Below are 13,850 nucleotides of genomic sequence, written 5' to 3'. Positions count from 1 at the left end.
GGTTCGCTGGAGCCGATGGAGTCGCTGGGCTCACCGGGTTCGCTCGCCGGTCGCCGGGGCCGCGTGGCCGGTGGGGCGGGTGGGGCCTCGCGTCGGCCCCGCGACGGCACGCCAGAGGTGGTGCAGCGCGTAGGAGCGCCAGGGCCGCCATCGCTCGGCGGCGTCGGGACCGCCGCCGACCAGGGCGAGGCCGTGGCGGACGCCCGCGTCGCCCGGCAGGAAGACGTCCGGGTCGCCCAGCGCCCGCATCCGGACGTAGCCGGCCGTCCAGGGGCCGATGCCGCGCAGCGCCAGCAGCCGCGCCTCCGCCTCGTCGCGGTCGGCGCCCGGACCGAGGGCGAGGCGCCCGTCGGCCAGCGCGGCGCCCAGCGCCCGCAGCGTCCCCCGGCGGGCGGCGGGCATCCCCAGCTCGGTCAGCGGCGCCTCGGCCAGCGCCTCCGGCTCGGGGAAGAGATGGGTCAGTCCGCCGTCGGGCCGGCCGAGCGGCTTGCCCAGCGCCTCGACCAGTCGGCCGGCGAGGGCGCGGGCGGCGCCCACCGTGACCTGCTGGCCGAGCACCGCGCGGACCGCCAGCTCCTCCGGGCTGACGGCGCCGGGCGCGCGCTGGCCGGGCTCGGCCGCGACCAACGGCGCCAACAGCGGGTGCGCGCCGAGGTGTTCGGCCACGGCGTAGGGGTCGGCGTCCAGGTCGAAGAGCCGCCGCAGCCGTTCCACCGCGCAGCTCAGGTCCCGCAGGTCGGTCAGCTGGAGCCGGCAGGGCAGCCAGCGCCCGCCGCCCGCGCCCGGCGCCTCGTCGACCTCGGCGATCCCGCCGCCGTGCGGCAACGAGAGGGTGCGCCGGTAGGTGCGGACGCCGCGCGCGCCGACGACCTCCTCGACGCCGGCGACGGCGCGCCGCTGGAGGAAGTCGAAGACCGCGCCCGCCGCGTACGCCCCCCGGTGGGCCAGCCGCAGCGGGGTGCCGCCGCCCTCCGCCGCGCCGGCCCTGCCGCCGGCCGGGGCCGCGGCGCGCAGCGCGCTCGGGGTGCGGTCGTAGACGGTACGGACCGTGTCGTTGAACTGGCGGACGCTGGCGAAGCCGGCTGCGAACGCGATCTCGGTCACCGGCAGCCGGGTCGTCTGGAGCAGCACGCGCGCGGTGTGCGCGCGCCGGGCGCGGGCGAGGGCGACGGGGCCCGCGCCCAGTTCGGCGACGAGCTGCCGCTGGACCTGGCGGGCGCTGTAGCCGAGGCGGTCGGCGAGGCCGGCGACGCCCTCGCGGTCCACCACGCCGTCGCCGATCAGCCGCATCGCGCGGCCCACCGCGTCGGCCCGCGCGTTCCACTCGGCCGAGCCGGGCACGGCGTCCGGTCGGCAACGCCGGCAGGCCCGGAAGCCGGCGCCCTGCGCGGCGGCGGCCGAGGGCAGGAAGCGGACGTTGGCGCGGCGGGGGGTGGTCGCCGGGCAGCTGGGGCGGCAGTAGATGCCGGTGGTCACGACGGCGGTGAAGAACACCCCGTCGAACCGTTCGTCACGGCTGCGCACCGCCTGGTACCTGCTGTCGTCGTCCATCACGCTCCCCAGTGTGCGGGGCGCGCGGCCCCGCACACTGGCGGGATTCGGACATGGCGGTGGCGAGGACCCTCCGGCTCAGTCCCTGGCCAGGCGGGCCGGGAAACCGCCGGTGGCGACCGGGCCCCAGCGGACCGGGGTGACCCTGATGAGGGACTTGCCCTGGCGCGTCATGGCCTGGCGGTACTCGTTCCAGTCCGGGTGCTCCCCGGCGATGTTGCGGTAGTACTCGACCAGCGGCTCCACCGCCTCCGGCACGTCGAGCACCTCCGCGGTGCCGTCGACCTGGACCCAGGGGCCGTCCCACTCGTCCGACAGCACCAGCACGCTGACCTCGGGGTCCCGCCGGGCGTTGCGGGACTTGGCGCGCTCCGGGTAGGTGGACATCACGATGCGGCCGGAGTCGTCGACGCCGCAGGTCAGGGGCGACGCCTGGGGGGAACCGTCGGCCCGCCGGGTCAGCAGGATGGCACGGTGCCTGGCGCGGACGAAGTCCAGCAGGCCGTCGAGATCAACGCGCGTGTTCGTCGCGATCGAAGGACTCATAACGGCAGACCATACGCCCACCTCGACGGGCACCGTACGGGGGCGTCCGGTCGGGGACGCCGGCCGGCCCAGGCCCCCCGGGGTGCGGCGCGGCCCGCTGACGCCGGAACGACCGGCGGGAGGGGGCGACCCGTTTCCGGCCCGGGGCGTCCGGGCACCCGAGAAGGCCCGAAGCGTTACCAGGACGATCGAGGGAGGCCCTCATGTTCCGCGCCATCGCCGACGTGTTCCGCATGGTCGGCGGCGCACTCGCCACACTCGTCTCGCTGCCGTTCCGCGCCGTCGCCCGCCTCTTCGGCGGGGCGTCGCGCGGCGCCGGGGGGCGCCGTTGAGCGCCCCCGCGGGTCACAGCTCGCGCAGCGCCTCCCACAGGAACCGCTCGGTCTCCTCCGGGGGCAGGGCCTCGACGGCCAGCCGGTTCATCACGTGCCGGTACTGCTCGGTCTCGCTCGGCTTGTCCGGGTAGGCGCCGCCGGTCAGCTGCTCCAGGTAGACCACGTCCGGCAACTCCCCGCCCGGGGGGCGCAGCACGGTCACCGGGCCGGCGATCGCGGAGTGCGCGCCGGCGGCGAACGGCACCACCTGGACCGTGACGTGCGGCATCCGCGTCGCCTCGATGAGATGGGTCAACTGGCCGCGCATCAGCGCCCGCCCGCCCATGGAGCGGCGCAGCGCCGCCTCGTCGACGATGACCCACAACGTCGGCGGCCGGTCGCGGTGGAGCACCTGCTGGCGCGCCATCCGCAACTGGACCTTCCGCTCCCGCCGCTCCGGCGTGTCCGGGTCGAGTCCGATCACCGCGCGGGCGTACTCCTCGGTCTGCAGCAGACCGGGGACGAACTGGAGCTCGTAGCCGCGGATCACGGTCGCCGCCTGCTCCAGGCCCAGATACATGTGCAGCCAGCTCGGCACCACGTCGTGGAAGTAGTGCCACCAGCCCTGGCTGTTGGACTCGCGGACCAGCGCCTGGAGGGTGGCGCGTTCCGCCGTGTCGTACACGCCGTACAGGGTGAGCAGGTCGTCCACGTCGCGGGGCTTGAAGCCGATGCGGCCCATCTCCAGGCGGCTGATCTTGGAGTGCGAGCCCCTGATCTCCCGGCCGGCGTCCGCTCCGGTGATGCCCTGGGCCTCGCGGAGCGCACGCAGCCGGTTGCCCAGAATCAACCGGGGCACAGTTGGTCCGGTCTGGCGAAAATCCAGCGCCATCGGAGGCGGGCTCAGCTCGCTGAGGGTGCCTGCGGAATCCAGCTCCAACTCCATGTGTCGCTCCCTGCCTTCGCCGCGAACGCCCCACTGTACTAGGGGAGTCGGCGATCGGTACTCCCTGGTGAGCGGGTTGTCGAGGTGACGTGGCGACCCGCTCCCCCTAACGTGGGTCCATGACGCCCAGCACCCATGCGGTCACCAACCAGGTTCCGCCGCTCGTCGGCCATGACGTCTTCTCCTCGGACGCCGCGCTCGTCGAGGGCTTCGCTCGCCAGGTGGCGCCCGAGGTGGCCGAGGAGGCCACCGCGGAACTGCGCGCGCTCGGGCGCTCCGCCGGCTCGGCCGAGGCCGCGGAATGGGGGAGGCTGGCCCACGAGAACCCTCCTGTCCTGCGGGTTTTCGACGCGGTCGGCCATCGGATCGACGAGGTGGAGTTTCATCCGGCGTGGCACGCGCTGCTGGAGCGCGCCGTGGGCGCCGGGCTGACGGACGCGTGGTCGCGCCCTTCCGGCCAGTTGCGGAGAACGGCCGGATTGTTGGTGTGGAGTCAGGTCGAAGCGGGGCATGGCTGCCCCGTCTCGATGACCCACGCGGCCGTTCCGACGCTGCGCGCCTCCCCCGAGCTCGCCGCCGTCTGGGAGCCGTTGCTCACCTCCAGGAGCTACCGCCCGGGGCTGGGCGCGACGGCGGTGGAGAAGGGCGGCGCGCTCGCCGGGATGGGCATGACGGAGAAGCAGGGCGGCTCCGACACGCGGGCCAACACGACCCGCGCAGAGCCTGCGGGCGAGCCGGGGCTCTACCGCCTGACCGGCCACAAGTGGTTCTGCTCGGCACCGATGTCCGACGCGTTCCTGGTGCTGGCGCGGGCGCCGGCCGGGCTGAGCTGCTTCCTGCTGCCCCGGGTGCTGCCGGACGGCACGCGCAACGCCTTCCGGCTCCAGCGGCTCAAGGACAAGCTGGGCAACCGTTCCAACGCCTCGGCCGAGGTGGAGTTCGACGGTGAGACCCTCGCGTGGCTGGTCGGCGAGGAGGGGCGGGGGGTCCGCACCATCATCGAGATGGTCGCGGCCACCCGGATCGACTGCGTCGGCGGTTCGGCCGCGCTGATGCGGCAGGCGCTGACCCGCGCGATCCACCACGCGACGCACCGTTCGGCGTTCGGCGGCCCGCTGATCGACAAGCCGCTGATGCGCAACGTGCTGGCCGACCTGGCGCTGGAGTCGGAGGCGGCCACCGCGCTCGCGCTGCGGCTGGCCTCGGCCGCCGACGCGGCGGCGGCCGGGAGCGCGCACGACCGCCATCTGCTGCGGCTGGCGGTGCCGGCCGCCAAGTACTGGGTCACCAAGCGCTGCACCCCGATGGTCGCCGAGGCGCTGGAGTGCCTGGGAGGCAACGGCTACGTGGAGGAATCGGGGCTGCCCCGGCTGCTGCGCGAGTCGCCGCTCAACTCGCTCTGGGAGGGTTCGGGCAACGTGCAGGCGCTCGACGTGCTGCGCGCGCTCTCCCGCGAGCCGGGCGCGCTGAACGCCTATCTCATCGAGGTGGGCCAGGCCGCCGGCGCGGACCAGCGGCTGGACGCCGCGCTCAAGGACCTGCTGACGGAGCTGTCGGACCTGGAGGGCGTGGAGGTCAGGGCGCGACGGATCACGGAACGGCTCGCGCTCGTGCTCCAGGGCGCGTTGCTGGTGCGGTTCGCGCCCCCCGAGGTGGCGGACGCGTTCTGCGCCTCCCGGCTCGGCACCGAACGGGCGGGGGCGTTCGGCACGCTGGCGGGCGGCGACCTGGGCGCCGTGGTGGCCAGGGCGGCGGTGGCGGAGGCCGGCTGAGCGCCCGCCGCGCCGGCGGCCGATGCCCGGACGAGGAGCGGCCCGGGGCCCGCCGCCATGCCAACTCCGTTGCGCGCCAGGAGGTTTGGCAGGTCTCGAATCGGTAACGCGCTGGGATGTCAACCTCGCCGAGAGGATCTCTGCGAAAGGGACGTCATGACAGTCTTGATCATCATCATTCTGAGCGTGGCGGTCCTCGCCGCCGTCGCGCTGGCGCTGGTCCGGCCCACGTTGGCACCGGGCGGCACCGGGCTGCGGCGGCGCTTCGGCCCCGAGTACGAGAGGGCCGTGGCGCGGCACCAGGGGGACACCAAGGCCGCCCACAGGGAGCTGGGCAACCGGCTGCGACGGCACCGGCGCTTCCGCCCCGCCGCGCTGCCGCCCGGCGCGCACGAGCGGTACCGGTCCCGGTGGGCCAGGGCGCAGGAGCAGTTCGTCGACTCGCCCGCCGGCGCGATCGCCGAGGCCGACCAGCTGATCAACCAGCTGATCAGGGAGCGCGGCTACCCGTCCGACGGCTACGGCGAGCAGTTGGCCGCGGTCTCGGTCCACCACCCGCGCGACGTGGACGGCTACCGGCAGGTGCATCTGCTGGCCGGCCGGGAGGAGCCGGGCCGGGACGCCGAGCGCACCGAGGACCTGCGGGCGGCGCTGCTGGCCGCGCGCCACCTGTTCGACGCGCTGCTGGACGAGCGGCCCGAGGCCGCGGCGACCGCCGCTCCGGGCGCGGGGGCACCGATCGCGGCGAGCGGCACCGGCGCGGGGAGCGAGTCCTGATGCGACTGACCTGGAAGGGCGACGACCGCCCCGAGAAGCCGGCGCCCGGGTCCGCCTCCGAGCCCGCTCCCCCGCCCGAGGGCGATCCCGCCACCCCCGCGGCACGCGCCACCCCCGAGGGAGCGGAGCGACCCGCGCCCCCCGACGGGGTGCCAGAGAAGCCCGACGCCGGCGAACGGACCTCCGACCGCGGGGAGACCCCCACGGCCGGCCTGGTGAAGGCCCCGGAACCGCCCGCCGCGCGCCCGGCGTTCGACCCGCTGGCCCCCGAGCCGGAACGCCTGGCCACCGCGCCGCTGTTCACGGCCGAGGCCGCCGACGCGCTGCGCGCGGAGCTGGGCGAGGCGGTGGCCGGGTTCGTCGACGACCCGGCGAGGTCGGTCACCCGCGCCGACGCGGCGCTGGAGGAGGCGGTGGCGCGGCTCACCGAGGAGTTGGCGCACCGCCGCAGGGCGCTGCGCGACGGCTGGCAGTCCGAGGAGGCCCCGACGGGACCGACGACCGAGGACCGACGTACCGCGCTGCGCGACTACCGCGACCTGGTGGATCGCCTGCTGCGCTGTTGAGCCGCCGCCACACCCCCACCCGTGGCCCCGGGCGTCCCCCACCCCGGGGCCGCGGTCTGTCCCGGCACCGCGGCCCGCGCCCTCCCCTGCTGTCCGACTGTCGAGACGGTCTCGTCCGCATGTTGGATAGTGGTGGACGGGCGCGTGACCGCGTGCAACGCTGCCGTCATGTTGCGAGCGGGAATTGCCTTGGTGAGCCGTCGCCATGTTGATCTCGGTCGGATGTCCAGCGCCATCTGTCTCCCGTAACGAGCGCCCGCGCGCCGCGCCGTCGGCGCCGACCCGGCACCGCCTCGCCCCGGCACCGTTCCGTGCCGACGACCGTCCCCGCCGCCCCCGACTCTGCCCTGCCCGCCGCGCCGTCGCGGCGGCCCCCGGGCGGAGCCGCTCGGCTGCCCACAGAAAGACCGTGACCATGTCGGACTCCGTCCAGAAGCCCGTCGGGACCTCCCGCCGCAAGGCCGGCCGCCACCGTGGTGAGGGGCAGTGGGCCGCGGGGCACATGACCCCGCTCAACGCCAACGAGCAGACCAAGAAGGACGACGACGGTCTCAATGTGCGGACACGCATTGAGACGATCTACTCCCAGCGCGGCTTCGACTCCATCGACGGCGCCGACCTGCGCGGCCGGATGCGCTGGTGGGGCCTGTACACCCAGCGGCGCCCCGGGATCGACGGCGGCAAGACCGCGATCCTGGAGCCCGAGGAGCTGGACGACGAGTTCTTCATGCTGCGGGTCCGCATCGACGGCGGGCTGCTCACCACCGGGCAACTGCGGGTGATCGGCGAGATATCGCAGGAGTTCGCGCGCGGCACGGCCGACATCACCGACCGGCAGAACGTGCAGTACCACTGGATCCGCATCGAGGACATGCCGGAGATCTGGCGGCGCCTGGAGGGCGTCGGGCTCTCCACCACCGAGGCGTGCGGCGACACCCCCCGGGTGGTCGTCGGCTCCCCCGTCGCCGGCATCGCGGCCGACGAGATCATCGACGGCACCCCCGCCATCGAGGCGATCCAGCGCCGGGTGATCGGCAACAAGGCGTACTCCAACCTCCCCCGCAAGTTCAAGACGGCGATCTCCGGCTCCCCGCTGCTGGACGTGGCCCACGAGATCCAGGACGTCTCCTTCGTCGGCGTGGTCCACCCCGAGCGCGGCCCCGGCTTCGACCTGTGGGTCGGCGGCGGGCTCTCCACCAACCCCAGGATCGGCGAACGGCTCGGCGCCTGGGTCCCGTTGGAGGAGGTCGCCGACGTGCACGAGGGCGTCGTCGGCGTCTTCCGCGACTACGGCTACCGGCGCCTGCGCAACCGCGCGCGGCTGAAGTACCTGCTGGCCGACTGGGGCGCCGAGAAGTTCCGCCGGGTACTGGAGGACGAGTACCTGCTGCGCCGGCTCGTCGACGGCCCGGCGCCCGAGCAGCCGCCCGGCGAGTGGCGCGACCACATGGGGGCGCACCCGCAGAAGGACGGCCGGTTCTATCTGGGCTTCGCGCCGCGCGTCGGCCGGGTGGACGGCGCCACGCTCACCAAGATCGCCGACCTCGCCGAGGCGCACGGCTCCGGCCGGGTGCGCACCACCGTCCAGCAGAAGATGCTGATCCTGGACGTGCCCCGGGACCAGGTCGAGCCGCTGGCGGACGAGTTGGAGACGTTGGGCCTGACCAGCAGGCCCTCCACCTTCCGGCGCGGCACCATGGCGTGCACCGGGATCGAGTTCTGCAAGCTGGCGATCGTCGAGACCAAGGCCCGCGGCTCCTGGCTGATCGAGGAGCTGGAGCGCAGGCTGCCCGGGTTCGACGAGCCGCTCACCATCAACATCAACGGCTGCCCCAACTCCTGCGCCCGCATCCAGGTGGCGGACATCGGTCTCAAGGGGCAGCTGGTGCGGGACGACGACGGCCGGCAGGTCGAGGGCTTCCAGGTGCACCTGGGCGGCTCGCTCGGCCTCGACCCGTCGTTCGGCCGCAAGGTCAGGGGGTTGAAGGTCACCGCCGCCGGGCTCGCCGACTACGTCGAGCGGGTGGTGCGGGCCTTCTCCGCGCAGCGGGAGCCCGGCGAGCGCTTCGCCCAGTGGGTGGCCCGCGCGGACGAGGGGGACCTGAAGTGAGCGAACGCGCCGCCCCGTTCTACTGCCCCTACTGCGCCGAGGAGGACCTGCGCCCCAGCGAGGCGGGCCCCGGGTCCTGGGAGTGCGCGGCCTGCAACCGGGCGTTCCGGCTGTCGTTCCTCGGCCTGCTGGCCGGCGGGATGGCCGCGACGTCCCCCGACAACGGCGCGACCGACGGTGGTTGAGGAGACCGCGATGGACACCGGCACCACAGGTCAGGCGCGCGCGGAGCAGCGGGCGCGCGCGGAGCAGTTGCGCGCGCTGGCGGAGCACGCCGGGCGCGAGTTGGAGGAGGCCGACGCGCTCACGGTGCTGCGCTGGGCCACGGACACCTTCGGCGACCGGTTCTGCGTGACCTCGTCGATGGAGGACGCGGTGGTCGCCCACCTCGCCTCCCGCGCCAGGCCGGGCGTGGACGTGGTCTTCCTGGACACCGGCTACCACTTCGCCGAGACCCTCGGCACCCGCGACGCGGTGGCCGCCGCGATGAACGTCAACGTGCTGACGCTCACGCCCGAGCGCACCGTCGCCGAGCAGGACGCCGAGTTCGGTCCGCGGCTGCACGAGCGCGACCCCGACCGCTGCTGCGCGCTGCGGAAGGTCGCGGTCCTGGAGCGCGGCCTCGCCGGCTACGAGGCGTGGGCCACCGGGCTGCGCCGCGACGAGTCGCCGACGCGGGCCCGCACGCCGGTCGTCGGCTGGGACGAGCGCCGGGGCAAGGTCAAGGTCGCGCCGATCGCCCGCTGGACGCAGGAGGACGTGGAACGTTACGTCGCCGAGCACGGCGTGCTCACCAACCCGCTGCTCCAGGACGGCTACGCCTCGGTCGGCTGCGCGCCCTGCACCCGCCGCGTCGTCGAGGGCGAGGACGCGCGGGCCGGCCGCTGGTCGGGGCTCGGCAAGACCGAGTGCGGGCTGCACGGCTGATGGCCCGCGACGACACCCAGCGCGACGGAAGACGAGACGGAAGACGAGGAGTACGGAGATGAGCGGGACAGACCTGGGCGCCACCGTCTGGCTCACCGGCCTGCCCAGCGCCGGCAAGACCACCCTCGCGCGGGCGCTGGCCGAGCGGCTCACCGCCGAGGGCCACCGCGTCGAGGTGCTCGACGGCGACGAGATCCGCGCGTTCCTCTCCGCCGGCCTCGGCTTCTCCCGCGAGGACCGGCACACCAACGTGCGGCGGATCGGCTTCGTCGCCGAACTCCTCGCCTCGCACGGCGTGAAGGCGCTGGTCCCCGCGATCGCGCCGTACGCCGACAGCCGGGAGGCGGTCCGCAAGCACCACGAGGCTGCCGGCACCCGCTATCTGGAGGTGCATGTCGCCACCCCGGTCGAGGTCTGCTCCGCGCGGGACGTCAAGGGCCTGTACGCCAAGCAGGCAAGCGGCGAGCTGACCGGGCTGACCGGCGTCGACGACCCGTACGAGGCGCCCGCCGACCCCGAGCTGCGGATCGAGGCCCACGAGCGGTCCGTCGCCGACTCCGCCGACGCGCTCCACGCGCTGCTGTCCGCCCGGGGGCTGGCGTGAGCGCCCGGACGCGGAGCACGGAGCACGCGGGGCCGCGTGGCGCGCGAGACCGAACCGTCGAACGAGAGGAACCCCCCATGACGGCCGCAGTCCCGGTCACCGACGAGACCGGCGGGCCCTTCGCCCTCTCCCACCTGGACGTGCTGGAGTCCGAGGCGGTCCACATCTTCCGCGAGGTCGCCGGCGAGTTCGAGCGCCCGGTGATCCTCTTCTCCGGCGGCAAGGACTCGATCGTCATGCTGCACCTGGCGCTCAAGGCGTTCGCGCCGGCGCCGCCGCCGTTCTCCCTGCTGCACGTGGACACCGGGCACAACTTCCCCGAGGTCCTCGCCTACCGCGACCGGGTCGTGGCGCGGCACGGGCTGCGGCTGACCGTGGCGCTGGTGCAGGACCTCATCGACAGCGGCGAGTTGCGCGAACGGCCCGACGGCACCCGCAACCCGCTCCAGACCGTCCCGCTGCTGCGCGCCATCGAGGGCAACCGCTTCGACGCGGTCTTCGGCGGCGGCCGGCGGGACGAGGAGAAGGCCAGGGCCAAGGAGCGGGTGTTCTCGCTGCGCGACGAGTTCGGCGGCTGGGACCCGCGCCGGCAGCGGCCCGAGCTGTGGCAGCTGTACAACGGGCGGCACGCGCCCGGCGAGCACGTGCGGGTCTTCCCCCTCTCCAACTGGACCGAGCTGGACGTCTGGCAGTACATCGCCAGGGAGAAGATCGAGATCCCGGAGATCTACTTCGCCCACCGGCGCGAGGTCTTCCGCCGGGACGGGATGTGGCTGGCCCCCGGCGACTGGGGCGGGCCCGGGGAGCACGAGCCGGTGGTGGCCCGCAGGGTGCGGTACCGCACGGTCGGCGACATGTCCTGCACCGGCGCCGTGGAGTCGGAGGCGGAGACCGTCGAGCAGATCATCGTCGAGATCGCGGCCTCCCGGCTCACCGAGCGCGGCGCCACCCGGGCCGACGACAAGCTGTCGGAGGCCGCCATGGAGGACCGCAAGCGCGAGGGGTACTTCTGATGACCGCGGCCGAGACCGCCGACACGGCGGCGATATCCGCCACCTCCCTGCTGCGCTTCGCCACCGCGGGCTCCGTCGACGACGGCAAGTCGACGCTGGTGGGGCGGCTGCTGCACGACTCCAAGTCGGTGCTCAGCGACCAACTGGCCGCCGTGGAGCTGGCCTCCCGCAACCGGGGCCAGGCCGCGCCCGACCTGGCGCTGCTCACCGACGGGCTGCGCGCCGAGCGCGAGCAGGGCATCACCATCGACGTGGCCTACCGCTACTTCGCCACCCCGCGCCGCCGGTTCATCCTGGCCGACACCCCGGGGCACGTGCAGTACACGCGGAACATGGTGACCGGCGCCTCCACGGCCGAGCTGGCGATCATCCTGGTCGACGCGCGCAACGGCGTGGTGGAGCAGACCCGCCGGCACGCCGCGGTCGCCGCGCTGCTGCGGGTGCCGCAGGTGGTACTGGCGGTCAACAAGATGGACCTGGTCGGCTACGAGGAGCCGGTGTTCGCGCGGATCGCCGCGGAGTTCGGCCGCTACGCGACCTCGCTGGGCGTCCGCGACGTGACCGCGATCCCGATCTCGGCGCTGGCCGGCGACAACGTGGTGACGCCCTCGGCCACGATGGACTGGTACGGCGGACCGACCGTGCTGGAGCACCTGGAGACGGTGCCGGTCGCCCACGACCCGTCGGCGGAGCCGGCCCGGTTCCCCGTGCAGTACGTGATCCGGCCGCAGTCCCCGGAGCACCCCGACTTCCGCGGCTACGCCGGCCAGTTGGCCTCCGGTGTGCTGCGCGTCGGCGACCGGGTCACCGTGCAGCCCTCGGGGCTGACCAGCACGGTCACCGCGATCGACGCGCTGGGGCAGTCGGTCGACCTGGCGTGGGCGCCGCAGTCCGTGACGGTCAGCCTCGCCGACGACCTGGACATCTCCCGGGGCGACCTGCTGGCTCCGGCCGACGCCACCGCGCCGACCAGCCAGGACGTGACGGCCACCGTCTGCCATCTGCACGACCGCCCGCTGCTGCCGGGGGCCCGGGTGCTGGTGAAGCACACCACCCGCACCGTCAAGGCGATCGTGCGGGAGATCCCGTCCCGGCTGACCCTGGACGACCTCTCCCCGCACCCGGAGCCGGGTCGGCTGGCCGCCAACGACATCGGCCGGGTGGTGCTGCGCACCGCCGAGCCGCTGGCGTTGGACGACTACGCGGTCTCCCGCACCACCGGCTCGTTCCTGCTGCTGGACCCGGCCGACGGCGCGACGCTGACCGCCGGCATGGCGGGCGAGGCGTTCGCCGACGCCGCGGCGGGGCCCGGGACGGACGCCGGTCCGGGCGCCGCGGACGACGGGTGGGACTTCTGACCATGCTCAGGGACGTCTTCTCGACCTTCGCCAAGGAGGGCGGACGGGTCGGCAGCGGCGCACTCGGCGCCGGCCACGGCGGGATCGCGCGATGTGCCGGCTGAGTCGACGCGCCCGCGCGTCCGCTTCGCCGCACCACGTTCCCGTCCCGCACGCCGCCCGAAGCGTGGGCCAGAGCCCACGTCCCCGAGAGGAACCCGCGCCATGCCCACCACGCCACGCCGCTCCCGCCGGAGAGCGCCGCTGCTCGCCCTCGCCCTGCTGCTCGTCCCGTTGGGGGCCTGCGGCTACGGCTCCGAGGCCGACGACGAGGAGCCGGCCTCCGACGGCGCGGCGAGCGGTCCCGCGCTCTCCGCCGACGAGGTGCGCATCGGCTACTTCGCCAACATCACCCACGCCACCGGCGTCATCGGTCTGGGGAACGACGGCGCCATCCGCGAGGAGCTGGGCGGCACCGAGATCGCCACCCAGGTCTTCAACGCCGGCCCCTCCGCCATCGAGGCGCTGAACGCCGGCGACCTGGACCTCACCTTCATCGGACCCAACCCGGCGATCAACGGCTACGCGGGCTCCGGCGGCCAGAGCCTGCGGGTGGTGGCCGGCGCGGCCTCCGGCGGCGCCTCGCTGGTGGTCAACCCGGAGACGGTCGACGGGCTCGACGACCTGGCCGGCAAGCGGATCGCCACCCCGCAGCTCGGCAACACCCAGGACGTGGCGCTGCTCAGCTATCTCAACGACGAGGGCTACGAGGTGGACCCGCAGAGCGGCAGGGGCGACGTGTCGGTGCTGCGGATCGCCAACTCCGAGATCCCGGCGGCCTTCGACGGCGGCGACATCGACGGCGCCTGGGTGCCGGAGCCCACCGCGGCCAACCTGGTCAGCCGCGGCGCCGAGACCGTGCTCGACGAGGGCGAGCTGTGGGACGACGGCCGTTACGTGGTCACGCACGTCATCGCCTCCCAGGACTTCCTGGCCGAACACCCCGACGTCGTCGAGGCGGTGGTGCGCGGCGTGGTGCGGACCAACGCCTGGATCAACGACCACAGGGACGAGGCCAAGACGCTCTTCAACGAGGCCCTGGGCCGGATGCCGGGCGGCAACGAACTGCCGGCCGAGGTGCTGGACCCGGCGTTCGACCATGTCGAGTTCCTGAACGACCCGCTGGCCGAGACGCTGCGGACGGGCGCGGAGAACGCCACGGAGGTCGGCCTGTTGGAGGAGACCGACCTGAGCGGCATCTACGACCTGTCCCTCCTCAACGGGGTGCTGGCCGACGAGGGCCTGCCGGAGGTCGGCGACGCCGGCCTGGGCGTCGGCTGAGTCGCCCACCGCTCCTCGCGGCCCGTCCGCCACGTTCATCCGTTTC

The 13,850-nt window shown here is 74.3% G+C and carries 15 protein-coding genes; 12 read left to right on the top strand and 3 right to left on the bottom strand.

Annotated features, from left to right (window positions below; translation table 11 throughout):
* Nucleotides 1-30: 30 nt before the first annotated feature.
* Together CRP51_RS18510 and CRP51_RS18505 are read right to left on the bottom strand one after the other, a co-directional pair.
* On the bottom strand, nucleotides 31-1,551 hold the full coding sequence (locus tag CRP51_RS18510) for an AlkA N-terminal domain-containing protein (RefSeq protein WP_097232364.1): 1,521 nt from the start codon (nucleotides 1,549-1,551) through the stop codon (nucleotides 31-33).
* A gap of 78 nt (nucleotides 1,552-1,629) precedes the next feature.
* Nucleotides 1,630-2,097: a PPOX class F420-dependent oxidoreductase gene (locus CRP51_RS18505; protein WP_097232363.1), complete on the bottom strand. Its 468-nt coding sequence runs from the start codon at nucleotides 2,095-2,097 to the stop codon at nucleotides 1,630-1,632.
* Between the two features lie 203 nt (nucleotides 2,098-2,300).
* Between CRP51_RS18505 and CRP51_RS30005 the strand changes: the two genes are divergently transcribed.
* Entirely contained in the window at nucleotides 2,301-2,429 is a 129-nt protein-coding gene (locus CRP51_RS30005; RefSeq protein ID WP_281259678.1) for an LPFR motif small protein, read from the top strand.
* 13 nt (nucleotides 2,430-2,442) lie between these two features.
* On the opposite strand, the gene CRP51_RS18500 is transcribed toward CRP51_RS30005, so the two are convergent.
* The gene (locus tag CRP51_RS18500; protein WP_245880664.1) at nucleotides 2,443-3,357 is read right to left on the bottom strand and encodes a Sco1979 family transcriptional regulator; all 915 of its coding nucleotides are present in this window, start codon (nucleotides 3,355-3,357) and stop codon (nucleotides 2,443-2,445) included.
* 119 nt (nucleotides 3,358-3,476) lie between these two features.
* On the opposite strand from CRP51_RS18500, the gene CRP51_RS18495 reads away from it, so the two are divergent.
* From CRP51_RS18495 to CRP51_RS18450, 11 genes are all read left to right on the top strand, one after another.
* On the top strand, nucleotides 3,477-5,129 hold the full coding sequence (locus tag CRP51_RS18495) for an acyl-CoA dehydrogenase family protein (RefSeq protein ID WP_097232362.1): 1,653 nt from the start codon (nucleotides 3,477-3,479) through the stop codon (nucleotides 5,127-5,129).
* A gap of 156 nt (nucleotides 5,130-5,285) precedes the next feature.
* Entirely contained in the window at nucleotides 5,286-5,906 is a 621-nt protein-coding gene (locus CRP51_RS18490; protein WP_097232361.1) for a hypothetical protein, read from the top strand.
* On the top strand, nucleotides 5,906-6,472 hold the full coding sequence (locus tag CRP51_RS18485; RefSeq protein WP_097232360.1) for a hypothetical protein: 567 nt from the start codon (nucleotides 5,906-5,908) through the stop codon (nucleotides 6,470-6,472). Before CRP51_RS18490 ends, CRP51_RS18485 begins: the two co-directional genes overlap by 1 nt.
* Before the next feature lie 168 nt (nucleotides 6,473-6,640).
* Entirely contained in the window at nucleotides 6,641-6,721 is an 81-nt protein-coding gene (locus CRP51_RS30200) for a putative leader peptide (protein WP_369333354.1), read from the top strand.
* 166 nt (nucleotides 6,722-6,887) lie between these two features.
* Nucleotides 6,888-8,582 (top strand): nitrite/sulfite reductase, encoded by a 1,695-nt coding sequence (locus CRP51_RS18480; RefSeq protein WP_097232359.1) that lies wholly within the window; start codon nucleotides 6,888-6,890, stop codon nucleotides 8,580-8,582.
* The gene (locus tag CRP51_RS18475; RefSeq protein WP_097232358.1) at nucleotides 8,579-8,767 is read left to right on the top strand and encodes a hypothetical protein; all 189 of its coding nucleotides are present in this window, start codon (nucleotides 8,579-8,581) and stop codon (nucleotides 8,765-8,767) included. The genes CRP51_RS18480 and CRP51_RS18475 overlap by 4 nt, the downstream gene beginning before the upstream one ends.
* 10 nt (nucleotides 8,768-8,777) lie before the next feature.
* Complete coding sequence (locus CRP51_RS18470) at nucleotides 8,778-9,509, top strand: phosphoadenylyl-sulfate reductase (RefSeq protein ID WP_097232357.1); 732 nt, start codon at nucleotides 8,778-8,780, stop codon at nucleotides 9,507-9,509.
* Between the two features lie 58 nt (nucleotides 9,510-9,567).
* Nucleotides 9,568-10,113, top strand: a complete 546-nt coding sequence (gene cysC / locus CRP51_RS18465) for an adenylyl-sulfate kinase (RefSeq protein ID WP_097232356.1) — start codon at nucleotides 9,568-9,570, stop codon at nucleotides 10,111-10,113.
* A 77-nt stretch (nucleotides 10,114-10,190) separates the two neighbouring features.
* Nucleotides 10,191-11,126, top strand: coding sequence for a sulfate adenylyltransferase subunit CysD (gene cysD, locus CRP51_RS18460; RefSeq protein ID WP_097232355.1), 936 nt, complete (start codon nucleotides 10,191-10,193; stop codon nucleotides 11,124-11,126).
* Nucleotides 11,126-12,484 carry a sulfate adenylyltransferase subunit 1 gene (locus CRP51_RS18455; protein ID WP_097232354.1) on the top strand — a complete coding sequence of 453 codons (1,359 nt, stop codon included), beginning with the start codon at nucleotides 11,126-11,128 and terminating at the stop codon, nucleotides 12,482-12,484. The genes cysD and CRP51_RS18455 overlap by 1 nt, the downstream gene beginning before the upstream one ends.
* A gap of 204 nt (nucleotides 12,485-12,688) precedes the next feature.
* On the top strand, nucleotides 12,689-13,804 hold the full coding sequence (locus CRP51_RS18450) for an aliphatic sulfonate ABC transporter substrate-binding protein (protein WP_097232353.1): 1,116 nt from the start codon (nucleotides 12,689-12,691) through the stop codon (nucleotides 13,802-13,804).
* Nucleotides 13,805-13,850: the final 46 nt, after the last annotated feature.

The sequence above is a fragment of the Streptomyces zhaozhouensis genome (genome assembly GCF_900230195.1).
Taxonomy (GTDB): Bacteria; Actinomycetota; Actinomycetes; order Streptomycetales; family Streptomycetaceae; genus Streptomyces; species Streptomyces zhaozhouensis.
Note: the sequence above shows the minus strand (reverse complement) of the source record. Positions and strands in the feature narration are given on the sequence as shown.